The sequence below is a fragment of the Pseudomonas sp. P4_D7 genome, from assembly GCF_056401755.1.
Map to the genome: position 1 here is coordinate 17,629 of NZ_JBFUIR010000021.1, position 16,079 is coordinate 33,707.

Genomic DNA, 16,079 nt, shown 5'->3' on the forward strand with positions numbered 1-16,079 from the left:
GCGCCCCCAACTAGAGTGAGAGTGAACTTATGAGCTTGAATCCTAGAGACGTCGTGATTGTCGACTTCGGTCGTACTCCGATGGGCCGCTCCAAGGGCGGCATGCACCGCAACACCCGCGCCGAAGACATGTCGGCGCACCTGATCAGCAAGTTGCTGGAACGCAACGCCAAGGTCGATCCTGCAGAAGTCGAGGACGTGATCTGGGGCTGCGTCAACCAGACCCTGGAGCAGGGCTGGAACATCGCGCGCATGGCTTCGCTGATGACCCAGATCCCGCACACCTCGGCCGGTCAGACTGTCAGCCGTCTGTGCGGCTCGTCGATGAGTGCGCTGCACACCGCTGCGCAAGCAATCATGACCGGCAACGGTGACGTGTTCGTGGTTGGCGGCGTCGAGCATATGGGCCACGTGAGCATGATGCACGGTGTCGATCCGAACCCGCACATGTCGCTGTACGCGGCGAAAGCCTCGGGCATGATGGGTCTGACCGCGGAAATGCTCGGCAAAATGCACGGCATCACTCGCGAACAACAGGACGCTTTCGGCGTGCGTTCCCACCAGTTGGCCCACAAGGCTACCGTGGAAGGCAAGTTCAAAGACGAAATCATCCCGATGCAGGGCTACGACGAGAACGGTTTCCTGAAACTGTTCGACTACGACGAAACCATTCGTCCGGAAACCACCCTGGAAAGTCTGGCGGCCCTCAAGCCTGCCTTCAATCCAAAGGGCGGCACCGTGACTGCCGGTACTTCGTCGCAGATCACCGATGGTGCTTCGTGCATGATCGTGATGTCGGCGCAGCGTGCGCAGGACCTGGGTATCCAGCCAATGGCGGTGATCCGTTCGATGGCAGTGGCGGGTGTGGATCCGGCAATCATGGGCTATGGTCCAGTTCCGGCGACACAAAAAGCCCTGAAGCGTGCGGGCCTTGGCATCAACGATATCGACTTCTTCGAACTCAACGAAGCTTTCGCCGCACAGGCCCTGCCAGTGCTGAAAGATCTGAAAGTACTCGACAAGATGAACGAGAAGGTTAACCTGCACGGCGGCGCGATCGCCCTGGGTCACCCGTTCGGTTGCTCCGGTGCCCGTATTTCCGGCACTTTGCTGAACGTGATGAAGCAGAATAGCGGTACCTTCGGGGTGGCCACTATGTGCATTGGTCTCGGCCAAGGCATCTCCACCGTCTTCGAACGCGTTTAAGCGTCTCGTCGATGGAAGCCGGGGCCAAGTGCCCCGGTTTTTGTTTTTGTGGATTTATTTTGTTTTTATTTTTGAAAAAATTTGAGTGAGGGCCGAAGCATGCCGATACAACCTGGGCTCTACCAACATTACAAAGGTCCGCAGTACCGCGTATTCAGTGTTGCGCGGCATTCCGAGACCGAAGAAGAAGTGGTCTTTTACCAAGCCCTGTATGGCGATTACGGCTTTTGGGTACGCCCTCTGAGCATGTTTCTCGAGTCAGTCGAGGTTGACGGCGAGCAGGTGCCACGCTTTGCTTTGGTGCAAGCCGAACCGAGCCTTTTTTCCAAGGCATAAGGCGAGTGCGCACAGAACCCTGTGCTTGACCTCACCTTGTATCAACTATATATAGCGGTGCCGCGTCAGGCGCCAACCGCCTTTCACTTCTAGAATTCAGGAATTTTCTGATCCATGGGCAAATCGCTGGTCATTGTGGAATCCCCGGCTAAGGCCAAGACCATCAACAAGTATCTGGGTAACCAATACGTGGTGAAGTCGAGTATCGGCCATATCCGAGACCTGCCCACCAGCGGTTCGGCTAGCGCCAGCAAAGAGCCAGCCGCCAAGCGCGGCAAGGCTGCTGCGGGCGAAGGTCCGGTGCTCTCGCCGAAAGAGAAAGCGCGCAAGCAGCTGGTCTCGCGTATGGGTGTCGATCCTGATCATGGCTGGAAAGCCCAGTACGAGATCCTTCCGGGTAAAGAGAAGGTCATCGAAGAGCTGCGCCGGCTCGCCAAAGATGCTGACACCATCTATCTCGCAACCGACTTGGATCGCGAGGGGGAAGCCATTGCCTGGCACCTGCGCGAAGCCATCGGTGGTGACGACAGCCGCTACAAGCGTGTGGTGTTCAACGAAATCACCAAGAAAGCGATTCAGGAAGCTTTCTCGGAACCGGGTGAGCTGGACATTGATCGTGTCAACGCTCAACAGGCGCGTCGCTTCCTCGACCGCGTTGTCGGTTACATGGTCTCGCCGCTGCTGTGGGCGAAGATCGCTCGTGGCTTGTCCGCCGGTCGCGTGCAATCGGTTGCCGTGAAGCTGGTGGTTGAGCGTGAACGTGAAATTCGCGCGTTCAACCCGGAAGAGTACTGGGAAGTGCATGCCGATCTCGGCACCACCAAAGGCTCCACCGTGCGTTTCGAAGTGGCTCGCGAAAAAGGCGAAGCGTTCAAGCCGCTCAACGAAGCTCAGGCCATGGCCGCGCTGGAGAAACTCAAATCTTCCAGCTACAGCATCGTCAAGCGCGAAGACAAACCGACCAGCAGCAAGCCGTCGGCGCCGTTCATCACATCGACCCTGCAACAGGCAGCGAGCAATCGCCTGGGCTTCGGCGTGAAGAAAACCATGATGATGGCCCAGCGTCTGTACGAAGCCGGCTACATCACCTACATGCGTACCGACTCGACCAACCTCTCGGCTGATGCCGTGACGATGGCGCGTACTTACATCGAAGACGAGTTTGGCAAGAAGTACCTGCCGGAAACGCCGAACGTCTACAGCAGCAAGGAAGGCGCACAAGAGGCTCACGAAGCGATTCGTCCTTCTGACGCCAACACCACGCCAAGCAAGCTGGCGGGTATGGAGCGTGACGCTGAGCGTCTCTACGAGCTGATCTGGCGCCAGTTCCTCGCTTGCCAGATGCTGCCGGCGCAATACCTGTCGACCACCGTCAGCGTAGGCGCTGGTGACTTCGAGCTGCGCGCCAAGGGCCGTATCCTCAAGTTTGACGGTTACACCCGTGTCATGCCGCAGATTGCCAAACCGGGTGATGACGACGTTCTGCCTGATATGGCGCAGGGCGACGTGATGAAGCTGATCAAGCTCGATCCATCGCAGCACTTCACCAAACCGCCGGCCCGCTACTCGGAAGCCAGTCTGGTGAAAGAAATGGAAAAGCGCGGTATCGGTCGTCCTTCGACTTACGCTGCGATCATTTCGACCATTCAGGATCGCGGTTACGTGACTCTGCACAACCGTCGTTTCTACTCGGAAAAGATGGGCGACATCGTCACCGAGCGCCTGTCGGAAAGCTTCTCGAACCTCATGGACTACGGCTTCACCGCAGGCATGGAAGAGAACCTCGATGACGTGGCGCAGGGCGAGCGCGACTGGAAAAACGTACTGGACGAGTTCTACGGCGACTTCAAAAAGAAACTCGAAGTAGCCGAAAACCCGGACAGCGGTATGCGTGCCAACCAGCCGGTCATGACCGACATTCCGTGCACGACTTGTGGTCGTCCGATGCAGATTCGTACCGCGTCGACAGGCGTTTTCCTCGGTTGTTCAGGCTACAGCCTGCCGCCGAAAGAGCGCTGCAAGGCCACCGTCAACCTGGTGCCGGGCGATGAAATCGCTGCGGACGACGAGGGTGAGTCGGAATCGCTGGTACTGCGTGGCAAGCACCGCTGCCCGATCTGCAGCACGGCGATGGACGCGTACCTGCTCGACGAAAAACGCAAGCTGCACATCTGTGGTAACAACCCGGATTGCGCAGGCTACGAAATCGAAGAGGGCAGCTATCGCATCAAGGGCTACGAAGGTCCGAGCCTGGAATGCGACAAGTGCGGCAGCGAGATGCAACTCAAGACCGGACGTTTCGGCAAGTTCTTCGGTTGCACCAACCCGACCTGCAAGAACACCCGTAAACTGCTCAAGAGCGGTGACGCGGCGCCGCCGAAGATGGACCCGGTGAAGATGCCTGAGCTGAAATGCGAAAAGGTCAACGACACCTACATCCTGCGTGACGGTGCGTCCGGTCTGTTCCTGGCTGCCAGTCAGTTCCCGAAAAACCGTGAGACCCGTGCTCCGCTGGTGATCGAGATTCTCCCGCACAAGGACGAGATCGATCCGAAGTACCACTTCCTCTGCGACGCTCCACAGAAAGATCCTGATGGTCTGCCGGCGGTGATTCGCTACAGCCGCAAGACCAAGGAGCAATACGTACAGACCGAAGTCGATGGCAAGCCTACCGGTTGGAAGGCGTACTTCGATGGCGGCAAGTGGACGGTTGAAGACAAACGTACGAAGGCCAAAGCTGAGTAAGCGTTAGCCTGATACTGAAAGGCCGCATGATGACCCCTCCGGGTTTTCATGCGGCCTTTTTGTTTTGTGCTTGCGGTGGGATCGGCTGATCCACGACACTGTCCGGCCTGTGTGAAGCAAATATTTCGTTGTGGAGAGCGCCGTCATGGCTCACGAACTCTATACCCGCACTAATCAGAAGATCTATTTCGCCGGACTGTCGCTCGAAGCTCTGGCTCGCGCCGAAGAGGGGCGAGCGATGAATTCGCTGGCGTTGATTCAGGCGGGGCGTGAATCGGCGTTGTTTCACCTTTACGGCGCTTTGCTCGGTCTTTGTCACGAGATCGCTGGTTTCTATCGTCTACCGCAGGCCAATGCACCACGCGCCGAGATGCTGCTGACACGTGAGGTGCTGGAGTCGATCGCGATTCCCGAGTTGGCCGAGATGGTCGAACTCGCGGGAAACTCTGAAACCTGGCTGGCAAAACTGCTGGCTGCGCATTCGGCGCTGTTCCAGCCGCCACGGGTGCCACACAAGCCCAAAGGGGACGTGACTCAGCCGCTGATTCAGGCGATTAATCTGGATGAAGAACAAGCGCCAGAAGAGTTGAGTCGAGAGGAGCTGGAGAGCTGGCGGCAAAATCTGAAAGGCTTGGCGATTCGCTTTCGCGAAGGCTTGAACGAGTGCTGAGGGTGATTGACACGGTGGCAATCTGAAACATGCTGCTGGTCAAGATCCCGAGCGAAGCCTGAATGATGTCTATATAATCCCTGCCTTTCGTGGAGAACAGACCTATATGCCAACGTCCTTTCTAGAAATTGTCGAGTTACCAGACGGCCGAATCGAACTGCGCAGGGCTGAGGACGAGGGTTCTCTGGTGACGCTGGATTTCTCCGACGATGCCAAGGCGTTCCTTCAAGGTCAGCATGTAGAAATCGCCAAGGCGATGCTAAGCGTCGGCGTGCAGATGGCCGGTCGTATGGTCGAAGGCGAGTTTGATAAGGAAGAGGGGCCGCGGGTTCTTCATTGATCCGCGCCTTTGCTTTTTAATGTTACCGCTTCAGATCGGCTTCTCTGTCCCTGGAGAAGCCCTGCGCTTCACACAGCGCGTAGTAGCAACCCTCAACCCAAGCGAATATTCAAGCTCTGAGCTTCGCCCGTGCGTGCGGCGCTGATCAGTTGTTGCCGCGAGTGGGTGTTTAGCGGGTTGAGCCAGGTGACCACAGTGTGGCTGCGCCCCAACCGCAGAGCTTCGCACGCCAGTTGCTGGGCGCTTTGAGCACCCCGTGGTTGCAGTAGCAGAATACGTTCGCGGTTCAGGCCGGCATCCCGCAGCCAGGTTTGAGTCAGGCTGGCAGGTGGTGCGATCAATGTCAGCCAGCGTGCGTCCTGATCTTCGCTGAGTTCGCGAAGAATCGGGGCGAGCAGGTTCAGGCAGTTCCCGGCCGCACCACGCAGTGACAGCTCACTGAATACTTCGGGTTCGGCATTCCAGGGGCGTTCGACCACGTCTTTCAGGATCGGCGCCATCGGTTGCGCCAGAAACGCTTCGAATAAAGGCAGTTGTGTTTGCTGAGGGGTGTGTGGGAACTGCATAAAGCCTCCTTTAGCGGCGGATTACGCCGACACTCAAGCCTTCGATCACCAGTTCCTGATCTTTCAGGTCGACTTCGATAGGGGCGAACTCGGGGTTTTCGGCAATCAGCCAGACCTTGCTACCTTCACGCTTGAAACGTTTGACCGTCACTTCGTCGCCGATACGGGCAACGACGACCTGGCCATTACGTGCTTCGCGGGTGGTGTGCACGGCAAGAAGGTCACCGTCGAAAATACCGATGTCCTTCATGCTCATGCCGTGTACGCGCAGCAGATAGTCGGCGCGCGGATGAAAGAAGGCCGGGTTGATGTTGCAGGATTCTTCGATGTGCTGCTGGGCGAGGATCGGCGCGCCGGCAGCGACCCGGCCTATGATTGGCAGGGTAGAGTCGTCTGCCTTGGCTTCAAAGCCGGGTATGCGAATACCGCGAGAAGCGCCCGGTGTCATCTCGATGGCGCCTTTTCGGGCCAGTGCCTTGAGATGTTCTTCAGCCGCGTTCGGCGACTTGAAGCCCAGTTCCTGAGCGATTTCCGCACGGGTCGGCGGATAGCCGTTGTCTTCGAGGCAGCGTTTGATAAAGGCCAGAATCTCGGCTTGGCGTGGCGTCAGCTTTAGCATATTGATCGCTCTGTCTTTTTATACAGTGACTGGGATTATATACAGTGAAGCGTCCTTGGCAATGCCCGTTTTTTTGCAGGCCGCCAGACGGTCGGCATTCGTGCTTATTAATGAGTTGGGCTTGTGTGGTTAAATAGCTGACCGACCATTCCCAAAACGAACCGGCAGGCTTGACAAGGCACAGGCTGAAACGTATGTTTCAAACAAGTGTTTGTCAGGCGGAGTAGCCATGGCCCAGTCGGAAACCGTTGAACGCATTCTTGATGCTGCCGAGCAGTTGTTCGCGGAGAAAGGTTTCGCCGAAACCTCATTGCGTTTGATCACCAGCAAGGCCGGCGTCAACCTGGCAGCGGTGAACTATCACTTCGGCTCGAAAAAAGCGCTGATTCAAGCGGTTTTCTCGCGCTTCCTCGGGCCGTTCTGCATCAGCCTCGATAAAGAGCTGGAGCGCCGTCAGGCCAAGCCTGAAAACAAGCCGACGCTTGAAGAGCTGCTCGAAATCCTCGTCGAGCAGGCCCTTGTGGTGCAACCACGCAGCGGCAATGACCTGTCGATCTTCATGCGTCTGCTCGGCCTCGCGTTCAGCCAGAGCCAGGGCCACTTGCGCCGTTATCTGGAAGACATGTACGGCAAGGTATTCCGTCGCTACATGTTGCTGGTCAACGAAGCCGCACCACGCATTCCGCCGATCGAGCTGTTCTGGCGCGTGCACTTCATGCTCGGCGCCGCGGCGTTCAGCATGTCTGGCATCAAGGCGTTGCGCGCAATTGCCGAGACCGATTTCGGCGTCAACACCTCCATTGAGCAAGTGATGCGCCTGATGGTGCCGTTCCTCGCTGCGGGCATGCGTGCCGAAACCGGCGTCACTGACGCCGCGATGGCCACCGCGCAACTGCGTCCGCGCAGTAAATCAACGCCGGTCGCCGCCAAGGTTTAACCGCGCACGGGTGGGCGCGGCAGCTTGTATCCGCTAAGCTAGCCGCCCATGCCGACTCTCGTTCTGAACCCGAAATCCATAGAAATTGCCGACCTGCCGAGCATTGCTCAGGGTAGCGATTTGCTGCGGATCGGGTTTTTCGTTTTCAAGGAATCTCTATGACTGCTGGCCTGCAAGGCTCGTTGATGGTGGACGTCGCCGGTACCTGGCTGACGGCCGAAGATCGCCAATTGTTGCGTCAGCCCGAAGTGGGCGGCCTGATCATTTTCGCGCGCAACATCGAGCATCCGCGTCAGGTGCGTGAGCTCAGCGCGGCGATTCGGGCGATTCGTCCGGATCTGCTGCTGGCGGTGGATCAAGAGGGCGGTCGCGTGCAGCGCCTGCGTCAGGGCTTCGTGCGCCTGCCGGCCATGCGTGCCATCGCCGACAATCCGAACGCCGAATACCTCGCCGAGCAATGCGGCTGGATCATGGCCACTGAAGTGCTGGCGGTCGGTCTCGACCTGAGTTTCGCCCCGGTGCTGGATCTGGATTACCAGCGCAGCGCTGTTGTCGGCACCCGTTCATTTGAGGGCGATCCGGAGCGCGCCGCAGTGCTTGCCGGAGCGTTCATTCGCGGCATGAACAGCGCGGGCATGGCGGCCACCGGCAAGCATTTCCCCGGCCACGGCTGGGCCGAAGCCGATTCCCACGTGGCGATCCCGAACGACGAGCGCAGCCTGGACGAGATCCGCGCCAACGATCTCGTGCCCTTCGCCAGACTCAGCAAACAACTGGCCGCTGTGATGCCGGCCCACGTTATCTACCCGCAAGTCGACTCGCAGCCTGCCGGCTTCTCCCGGCGCTGGTTGCAGGACATCCTGCGCGGCGAATTGCAGTTCGACGGTGTGATCTTCAGCGACGACCTGTCGATGGCCGGCGCCCACGTGGTTGGCGATGCCGCCAGTCGTATTGAGGCCGCACTCACGGCCGGTTGCGACATGGGCCTGGTATGCAACGATCGCGCCGCTGCCGAACTGGCCCTGAGCGCCGCGCAGCGCATGAAGGTCAAGCCTTCAGACCGCATCGCGCGCATGCGCGGTCAGGCATTCGCCAGCACCGATTACCGTCAGGATCCGCGCTGGCTCACCGCCGTTGGCGCCCTCAAAGATGCTCAACTCATCGATTAAGGATTTTCGCTATGACGGTTTACGCAATCATCGGTGGCACCGGCCTGACCCAGCTCGAAGGCTTGACCATTCGCCAGTCACTGGCGGTGGACACTCCCTACGGCGCGCCATCGGCCGACGTGCAGATCGGTGAATACGCCGGCAAGGAAGTGCTGTTCCTCGCCCGTCACGGCCATCCGCATCGTTTCCCGCCGCACAAGGTCAACTACCGCGCCAACCTGTGGGCGCTGAAGCAGGCCGGTGCCGAAGCAATCATTGCCGTTAACGCGGTGGGCGGTATTCATCCAGCGATGGGCACCGGTCATTTCTGCGTGCCGCACCAGATCGTCGACTACACCAGTGGGCGCGAGCACACTTTCTTCGCCGATGATCTGGAGCACGTCACCCATATCGACTTCAGCTTCCCCTACAGCGAGCCGCTGCGTCAGCAGTTGATTGCTACGGTGGCTGCCGAAGGCTGCGAATACAGCGATCAAGGCGTGTATGCCTGCACTCAGGGCCCGCGTCTGGAAACCGTGGCGGAGATCGTGCGTCTGGAGCGCGATGGCTGTGACATCGTTGGCATGACCGGCATGCCGGAAGCGGCGCTGGCGCGTGAGCTGGATCTGGATTACGCCTGTCTGGCGCTGGTGGTGAACCCGGCGGCGGGCAAGACCACCGAAGTGATCACCATGGCCGAGATCGAGCAGGCGTTGCATGACGGCATGGGCAAGGTGAAATCGGCGTTGGCGCGGGTGTTGGCCGGCTAAGGACTGCCCATGAGCATTTTCATCGAAAGGCTAAAGTCGTTGGCCTGGACTCAGGCATTCAGTAGCAAGGCGCTGGCCAAGGCTCGGGCTTATGCCGCCGAAGATCGGGTAGAGATCATCGAGATCGATGACAGAAAGGTCGAGGCGTTCTGCGTCGGTTCGGAAGATCAGGCGTATGAACAAACCATTTACCTGTCCGAAGATCGGCTGGGTTCCGTCAACGTGCGTTGCCTGTGCAGCTGTCCTGTCACAATTGACTGCAAACACTGCGCTGCGGTGCTCTATCACCTGCAGGGCAGTGATCATAATGCGTCTGAAAGTGACGCACAGATCCCGTTGGGTCGGGCGCTGGAACATTGGCTTTCGACCATTCCCGTGCCGGCCAAGCCCACCGAAGAAGGCGCGCAAACCGCAGGCACGCGCCTGTTTTACAAGCTCAAGCCAACGTCAGTGAGCGGCAAGTGGCTGCTCGATATTTTCAAGGTCTCCCAGCTCAAGAGCGGCGAGTTGCGCGAAGTCAAACCGATGTATTCGCTGGCGGAAATGCTCATGCGTCAGCCCGGCTACCTGTCCGAGCTGGATCTGCGCGTCGCCAGGCTGCTGGTTGCCATGCACTCCCATCACGCCTATTACAGCGGCTATCCGCTGGAAGGCAGCAGCGGCGCCGAACTGCTGGAAATGCTCCTGCGCACCTCGCGGCTGTTCCTCGATTTCGAGGATCTGCAACCGTTGATGTCTGGCGCGAAACGCATCGGCCAGTTCGCCTGGGCCGAGCAGGCCGACGGCGGGTTCCGCGCGCAGTGGAGCAGTGCCGAGGCTGCGCAGGAAACCGTGCTGGCGCTGGAGCCGCTTTATTACCTGGATCGTGAACAGCGGCAGATTGGCCCTCTGTTCAATGAACTGGATGAAAAACTGGCCAGTCATTTGACTCTGGCGCCGGACATTCCGGCGCGTCAGGCCATGCAGTTCAGTCATCGCATGAGTGCGGCAACGAGAATCCCGCCGCCACACCAACTGACCGAACGAATCATTGACGACGTACTACCGCAGCCGCAACTCACCCTCGTCAGCGGTCGGGAGCGCTCGCGCTGGGAATACGTTCTTGAGCACCGCGCCGCCCTGGTGTTTACCTACAACGGCCAGCCGACGGTGGATCGCAACCCGGAAGTAATGATCCTCAACGGCACCGAAACCCAGCGCATTCAACGCCAGCCTGCGGTGGAAAAGAAACTGCGTCAGATCCTGCAAAAGTTCGGCTTCAAGAAAGCCACGCGCAAGAGCTCGCTGGATCGTCCCGGCGAGATGTTCACGTTGCCGGATGATTCCGCCTGGCTCGGGTTTATGCACGAAGGGCTTGCCACGTTGCGCGCCTCGAACTGGGAAGTCGAGATGAGTCCCGGCTTTCATTTCAATGTGCAGCCAGTCGAGCATTGGTACGCGGAGGTCGAGGAAGAGGCCGGGCATCAGTGGTTTGATTTGCAGTTGGGTATCGTCGTCAATGGTCAGCGCTACAGTTTGCTACCAATCCTTCTGCACTTGTTGCGCACCCAGCCGCGCTTGCTTGACCCGGTCAATCTGGCACAACGCAGCGATGACGAAAAACTCCTGATCGAACTCAAGCCCAGCGGTTTTGGCGACCCTTCGGGCGCCAAGGTCGCGCTGCCGCTGAGTCGGATCAAACCGCTGATGGCCACGCTGGGCGAGTTGTACCTGGGCGGTCATCAGGGCGATGCACTGCGCTTGAGTGTCCCGGATGCCGCGCGCTTGAGTATGCTCGATGGCGTGCCGCTGGATTGGCAGGGGGGCGAGCGGCTGCGCACCTTCGCCAAGCGCTTGCAGAATTCCAGTCACACCCAGGTCGCTGCGCCGGCCGGCCTTAACGCGCAACTGCGCCCCTATCAGCTCGAAGGCCTGAACTGGATGCAGACCCTGCGCGAGCTTGAGGTCGGCGGCATTCTGGGCGATGACATGGGGCTGGGCAAAACGCTGCAAACCTTGGCGCATCTGCTCACGGAAAAACACGCCGGACGCCTCGATTGCCCGGCTCTGGCGGTGATGCCGACCAGCCTGATTCCCAACTGGCTCGACGAGGCCGAGCGCTTCACCCCCCAGTTGAAAGTGTTGGCGCTGCACGGCTCGGGGCGGCAAAAGGATTTCGCTGATCTGGCTGAATACGATCTGGTACTGACCACTTACGCTTTGCTGCCGAGGGATCTCGAGGTTCTACAGCCGCAGTTGTGGAGCGTGCTGATTCTCGACGAAGCGCAGAACATCAAGAACCCGCTCAGCAAAGCCGCGCAGGCCGCACGCGATTTGCAGGCCCGCCAGCGCTTGTGCCTGAGCGGCACGCCATTGGAAAACCACTTGGGCGAGCTTTTGTCGCAGTTTCATTTCCTCATGCCCGGTTGGCTCGGCGACAGCAAGTCCTTCAATCGCGATTACCGCACGCCAATCGAGAAGCACGGCAATGTTCAGCGCATGCAGCACCTGACAGCGCGCATCAAGCCGTTTTTGCTGCGCCGCAAAAAGGATCAGGTGGCCACCGAACTGCCGCCGAAAACCGAAATTGTCCATTGGGTCGATCTCAGCGACGGCCAGCGGGATGTCTATGAAACGGTTCGCGTGGCGATGGACAAAAAAGTCCGCGACGAAATTGCCCGCAGTGGCGTGGCGCGCAGTCAGATCATCATTCTGGATGCCTTGCTCAAGCTGCGGCAGGTCTGTTGCGACCTGCGCCTGATCAACATGCCGCTGACAGCGAAGGCGCTGCGCTCCGGCAGTGGCAAGTTGATCAGCCTGATGGAGATGCTCGAAGAGTTGCTCGGCGAAGGTCGAAGAATCCTGCTGTTTTCGCAGTTCACCTCGATGCTCGCCTTGATCGAGGAAGAATTGCAGCAACGTGACATTGCCTATTCGCTGCTGACCGGGGACACCACGGATCGACGCACACCGGTGAAGGACTTTCAGGGCGGCAAGGTGCCGCTGTTTCTCATCAGTCTCAAAGCGGGCGGTACCGGGTTGAACCTGACCGCTGCGGACACGGTGATTCACTTCGACCCTTGGTGGAACCCGGCGGTGGAGAACCAGGCGACGGATCGTGCGTATCGAATCGGGCAAAACAACCCGGTGTTCGTTTACAAGCTGATCGCTCGTGGCACGGTAGAGGAAAAAATACAGGCGTTGCAGCAGGAGAAAGCGGCGTTGGCCGGAGCGGTGCTTGAGGGCGGGACGACCGGTGGCTGGAAGCTGGAGCAGAGTGACATTGAGGCGCTGTTTGCACCGTTGCCGGTTTCCAAGGATTGAGCCTGGGTTTTAAACGTTATACCGAGGTGAGCCATTCGCGAGCAGGCTCGCTCCCACATTAGATTTGTGTGATTCACAAGATCCCTGTGAACACTGGATTGGTGAATGCCACCGATCCAGTGTGGGAGYGAGCCTGCTCGCGAAAGCTATCTAACAGGCGACGCAGATATCAACGCTTGTCGGACTTATCCGGCAACGGCGCAAACAACGCCTCGATATCATCACTCTGCAACTTCCAGTCCCCAGCCTTGCGCCCATCCAGCACGCCCGCTGCCAAGTCGGATTTTTCCTTTTGCAGGTGCTGAATCTTCTCTTCCACGGTGCCCCGGGCAATCATCTTGTAGACGAACACCGGTTTCTCCTGGCCGATCCGATAGGCGCGATCCGTCGCCTGATTCTCGGTGGCCGGGTTCCACCACGGGTCGTAATGAATCACCGTGTCGGCCTCGGTCAGGTTTAAACCGACGCCGCCGGCCTTCAGGCTGATCAGAAAGATCTGACGCTTGCCGCTCTGGAATTCCTTCACCGGCGTGCGCCGATCCCGGGTCTGGCCGGTCAGTAGCGCATAGGACACGTTACGTTTTTTCAGCTCTTCCTCGATCAACGACAGCATCGAAGTGAACTGCGAAAACAGCAGAATCCGCCGGCCTTCCTCGAACAACTCCTCGAGCATTTCCATCAAACTGTCGAGTTTGCCTGACGTGCTGCCGCGAGCGGGCGGGGTGACGTCGTTGACCAGGCGCAGATCGCAGCAAACCTGACGCAGCTTGAGCAGCGCCTCAAGAATGATGATCTGGCTGCGCGCCACGCCTTTGCGGGTGATCTCGTCGCGGACCTTCTTGTCCATCGCCAGACGCATGGTTTCATATACATCGCGCTGCGCTTCGTTGAGATCGACCCAATGGATGATCTCGGTTTTCGGCGGCAACTCGGTCGCCACTTGTTCCTTGGTGCGGCGCAGCAAGAACGGTTTTATCCGACCGTTGAGGTGCTGAAGCCTGACTTCACTGCCGCGCTTTTCAATCGGCACGCGGTAATCGGCGTTGAAGCTTTTTACGTCGCCGAGCCAGCCGGGCAGCAGGAAGTGAAACAGCGACCACAGCTCGCCCAAGTGATTTTCCAGCGGCGTACCGCTGAGGCACAGGCGCTGACGCGCATTCAGCTCGCGCGCGGCTTGAGCGGCTTTGCTGTTCGGATTCTTGATGTACTGCGCTTCATCCAGCACCAGCACATGCAGCGGCTGTTTGGTCAGACGTTCGACGTCTTTCGGCAGCAGGGCGTAGGTGGTGAGGATCAGGTCGAAGTCGGCCAGATTATCGAAATGCTTTTTGCGAGTGGCGCCATACAGGGCAACCACTTTCAGTTGCGGGGTAAAGTGCGCCGCCTCATCGAGCCAGTTCGGAATCAGGCTGGTCGGCATCACCACCATGCACGGGCGATCGAGACGTCCGGCGTTTTTCTCGCTGAGAATATGCGCCAGGGTCTGTAGGGTTTTACCCAGGCCCATGTCATCCGCAAGAATCCCGCCGACTTCCAGTTGCCGCAGCGATTGCATCCAGCTTAAGCCTTCGAGCTGATAAGGCCGCAACGTCGCATTCAAGCCTTCAGGCGCCTCTGCGCTGAAATCACGAATATCGCGCAGGCGTTGGGCAAACGTGCGGATCTGCTCGCCGCCCTCCCACAGCAGCGGAAGGCCTTCCAGCGAATTCAGGCGGGTGGCGTCGGCCTTGCTCAGGCGCAGGGTGGTTTCGCCCGGCTCTTGCAAATAGAACTCGCCGAGCGTCATCAATACCGGCTTCAACCGGCCCAACGGCAAAGCCACTTGCAGCGGCCCATGCTCGCTGGTGCGTTGCGGGATGTTGACCAGAATCAGCTCGTCATCGCGACGGCGCGCCAGGCGTTCCGGATTGAGGATTTCCGCGTGCGAGCGCATCAGATTGAGCAAGATAGGCAACAGACTCAGGCGCTCACCATTGACGATGATCCCCAGTTCCAGATCAAACCAATCGCGTTCCGGCACCTGCTCGACGGTGGCGTACCAGTCATCCACAGCGGTCAGATCGAAGCCGAATTCCTCATCGATCTGCAATTCCCAGCCTTGGCTGCGCAGTTTCGGCAGGTCGTTGAGGGTGAACGTCAGCCAGGCGCTGTCATTGACCATCTCGTACAGCTCACCGGCGCTTTCCGGCAGGGCTTTGCTCTGGCGGGTGGCGATGCGAAAGCCGAGGATGCGCAACTGTTCGCGGTACGACTGCTCGATATCCGGATGGCGTTTGACGCGCAGCGTCTGGCTTTCCTGGCGAATCAGGATATCGCTGTTCTTCTGCCCGCTGACGTACTCGTCAAGGTAGCTGAACGAAAGCGCCGCGCGATGCTGAATGTAGCGCTGCATCTTGCCGTTGCGCGGTTCGAAGGCACTGAACTCGACACTGGCCAGCCATAGGCGTGGCAGTGGCTGCACATTGTCGACCAGCACTTGCGGTGGCGCCTTCGGGCTGCGATTTTCCAGCACGGCTTGCAGCTTTTCCAAGAGTTCGGCGTCTTTGGCGGCGGCCGGGTAATCGAGGGTTTCCTGCACTTTCAGCAGCACCGCTGCGCAGTGTTTGCAGTTGCTGCGAACCGGGCACGTGCAGCTGGCATCGACCAGCAGCAAGGTGTTTTTGGCGGATTCGCGCAGCTGGATGGTCTGGCGGTAAACGTTACCGCCAGAGCCTTCGCAACTGGCGGTGATGGTCGCATCGCCGACCTGGGCGATGCGTACCCGGTTTTCCAGGGCATAGCGGCGGCCACGCTCCAGGCTCTGTTCCTTGAATCGGCTGACCCAGGAGGGTGCCAACGGTTTACTCAGGGGCGGGGACATAAGGACTTCGATCAGTCCGGAATCGCTTCAGGCGCTTCCCGTGGCGCTGGCGCGGTCAGGGAAGTGATCTTGATCAGCAAGGCCAGATGGCCGTTGTCCAGGTAGTTGAGTTGGCCATTTTTGGTGTGGCTGTCCTGCTTCAGGCGCTCGCTGGCGGTGACCAGGCCATTGGCGTCGATCTGATTGACCCAGAAATCGGCGTTCACATCGGTGAAACGCCCCAGTTTCATTTCCAGCGTGCCCTCGATCGGGAATTGACCGAACTGCTCCTGACCGTCGCTGACCGCCACTTTTGCCGGTGCTTCGCCAAGGGTTTGCTGCCAGGCCTTGTGCATCAGCACGCTGTAGTCGCCGCTGGCGGTGAGTTTGCTGACAACGTCGTTCAACGCCGGTGTGCGTTTGCTGTCGTCGCTCAAACGCTGGGCCCCAGCGGCCCAGTCTTCCGGCGCGGCGCGGCTGACGATTGCCGGTACGGCGTTCTGGCGCACCAGAATCATTTCGACCTGATACAGGTCATCGGCGAAAGCCGAAGGGGCTACCAAAGCAAGTAGCAAAGTCACTGAGCGGAACAGGCGCATTG

The 16,079-nt window shown here is 59.1% G+C and carries 13 protein-coding genes; 9 read left to right on the forward strand and 4 right to left on the reverse strand.

The window, feature by feature from the left end:
- Positions 1-29: 29 nt before the first annotated feature.
- From fadA to AC1DVF_RS15465, 5 genes are all read left to right on the forward strand, one after another.
- Positions 30-1,205, forward strand: a complete 1,176-nt coding sequence (gene fadA, locus AC1DVF_RS15445) for an acetyl-CoA C-acyltransferase FadA (protein ID WP_007910465.1) — start codon at positions 30-32, stop codon at positions 1,203-1,205.
- 99 nt (positions 1,206-1,304) lie between these two features.
- Positions 1,305-1,541 carry a DUF1653 domain-containing protein gene (locus AC1DVF_RS15450; protein ID WP_007910467.1) on the forward strand — a complete coding sequence of 79 codons (237 nt, stop codon included), beginning with the start codon at positions 1,305-1,307 and terminating at the stop codon, positions 1,539-1,541.
- Positions 1,542-1,655: 114 nt separating this feature from the next.
- Entirely contained in the window at positions 1,656-4,286 is a 2,631-nt protein-coding gene (topA, locus tag AC1DVF_RS15455) for a type I DNA topoisomerase (RefSeq protein ID WP_093433668.1), read from the forward strand.
- Between the two features lie 145 nt (positions 4,287-4,431).
- Entirely contained in the window at positions 4,432-4,956 is a 525-nt protein-coding gene (locus AC1DVF_RS15460; RefSeq protein ID WP_099756794.1) for a DUF6586 family protein, read from the forward strand.
- Positions 4,957-5,062: 106 nt separating this feature from the next.
- Positions 5,063-5,296 carry a hypothetical protein gene (locus tag AC1DVF_RS15465; RefSeq protein ID WP_007910471.1) on the forward strand — a complete coding sequence of 78 codons (234 nt, stop codon included), beginning with the start codon at positions 5,063-5,065 and terminating at the stop codon, positions 5,294-5,296.
- A 92-nt stretch (positions 5,297-5,388) separates the two neighbouring features.
- On the opposite strand, the gene sulA is transcribed toward AC1DVF_RS15465, so the two are convergent.
- A complete protein-coding gene (sulA, locus tag AC1DVF_RS15470; RefSeq protein WP_095050467.1) occupies positions 5,389-5,862 on the reverse strand; it encodes an SOS-induced cell division inhibitor SulA in 474 nt (157 codons plus the stop codon).
- Positions 5,863-5,872: 10 nt separating this feature from the next.
- The gene (lexA, locus tag AC1DVF_RS15475; protein ID WP_003226590.1) at positions 5,873-6,481 is read right to left on the reverse strand and encodes a transcriptional repressor LexA; all 609 of its coding nucleotides are present in this window, start codon (positions 6,479-6,481) and stop codon (positions 5,873-5,875) included.
- A gap of 229 nt (positions 6,482-6,710) precedes the next feature.
- Here lexA and AC1DVF_RS15480 point away from each other — a divergent pair, with 229 nt between their 5' ends.
- The 4 genes from AC1DVF_RS15480 to AC1DVF_RS15495 all read left to right on the forward strand — a co-directional run bounded on the left by AC1DVF_RS15480 (position 6,711) and on the right by AC1DVF_RS15495 (position 12,639).
- A complete protein-coding gene (locus AC1DVF_RS15480) occupies positions 6,711-7,418 on the forward strand; it encodes a TetR/AcrR family transcriptional regulator (protein ID WP_007910473.1) in 708 nt (235 codons plus the stop codon).
- 158 nt (positions 7,419-7,576) lie between these two features.
- Positions 7,577-8,587 carry a beta-N-acetylhexosaminidase gene (nagZ, locus tag AC1DVF_RS15485; RefSeq protein WP_093433674.1) on the forward strand — a complete coding sequence of 337 codons (1,011 nt, stop codon included), beginning with the start codon at positions 7,577-7,579 and terminating at the stop codon, positions 8,585-8,587.
- An 11-nt stretch (positions 8,588-8,598) separates the two neighbouring features.
- Positions 8,599-9,336 (forward strand): S-methyl-5'-thioinosine phosphorylase, encoded by a 738-nt coding sequence (locus tag AC1DVF_RS15490; protein ID WP_460091627.1) that lies wholly within the window; start codon positions 8,599-8,601, stop codon positions 9,334-9,336.
- 9 nt (positions 9,337-9,345) lie between these two features.
- Positions 9,346-12,639 carry a DEAD/DEAH box helicase gene (locus AC1DVF_RS15495; protein ID WP_477782723.1) on the forward strand — a complete coding sequence of 1,098 codons (3,294 nt, stop codon included), beginning with the start codon at positions 9,346-9,348 and terminating at the stop codon, positions 12,637-12,639.
- Between the two features lie 169 nt (positions 12,640-12,808).
- On the opposite strand, the gene AC1DVF_RS15500 is transcribed toward AC1DVF_RS15495, so the two are convergent.
- Together AC1DVF_RS15500 and AC1DVF_RS15505 are read right to left on the reverse strand one after the other, a co-directional pair.
- Positions 12,809-15,499: an SNF2-related protein gene (locus tag AC1DVF_RS15500; protein WP_477782724.1), complete on the reverse strand. Its 2,691-nt coding sequence runs from the start codon at positions 15,497-15,499 to the stop codon at positions 12,809-12,811.
- 11 nt (positions 15,500-15,510) lie between these two features.
- On the reverse strand, positions 15,511-16,077 hold the full coding sequence (locus tag AC1DVF_RS15505) for a CsiV family protein (RefSeq protein ID WP_093433687.1): 567 nt from the start codon (positions 16,075-16,077) through the stop codon (positions 15,511-15,513).
- Positions 16,078-16,079: the final 2 nt, after the last annotated feature.

Coding starts and splice junctions, on each gene's coding strand:
- fadA (WP_007910465.1), top strand. CDS start 30: ATGAGCTTGAATCCTAGAGACGTCGTGATTGTCGACTTCGGTCGTACT.
- AC1DVF_RS15450 (WP_007910467.1), top strand. CDS start 1,305: ATGCCGATACAACCTGGGCTCTACCAACATTACAAAGGTCCGCAGTAC.
- topA (WP_093433668.1), top strand. CDS start 1,656: ATGGGCAAATCGCTGGTCATTGTGGAATCCCCGGCTAAGGCCAAGACC.
- AC1DVF_RS15460 (WP_099756794.1), top strand. CDS start 4,432: ATGGCTCACGAACTCTATACCCGCACTAATCAGAAGATCTATTTCGCC.
- AC1DVF_RS15465 (WP_007910471.1), top strand. CDS start 5,063: ATGCCAACGTCCTTTCTAGAAATTGTCGAGTTACCAGACGGCCGAATC.
- sulA (WP_095050467.1), bottom strand. CDS start 5,862: ATGCAGTTCCCACACACCCCTCAGCAAACACAACTGCCTTTATTCGAA.
- lexA (WP_003226590.1), bottom strand. CDS start 6,481: ATGCTAAAGCTGACGCCACGCCAAGCCGAGATTCTGGCCTTTATCAAA.
- AC1DVF_RS15480 (WP_007910473.1), top strand. CDS start 6,711: ATGGCCCAGTCGGAAACCGTTGAACGCATTCTTGATGCTGCCGAGCAG.
- nagZ (WP_093433674.1), top strand. CDS start 7,577: ATGACTGCTGGCCTGCAAGGCTCGTTGATGGTGGACGTCGCCGGTACC.
- AC1DVF_RS15490 (WP_460091627.1), top strand. CDS start 8,599: ATGACGGTTTACGCAATCATCGGTGGCACCGGCCTGACCCAGCTCGAA.
- AC1DVF_RS15495 (WP_477782723.1), top strand. CDS start 9,346: ATGAGCATTTTCATCGAAAGGCTAAAGTCGTTGGCCTGGACTCAGGCA.
- AC1DVF_RS15500 (WP_477782724.1), bottom strand. CDS start 15,499: ATGTCCCCGCCCCTGAGTAAACCGTTGGCACCCTCCTGGGTCAGCCGA.
- AC1DVF_RS15505 (WP_093433687.1), bottom strand. CDS start 16,077: ATGCGCCTGTTCCGCTCAGTGACTTTGCTACTTGCTTTGGTAGCCCCT.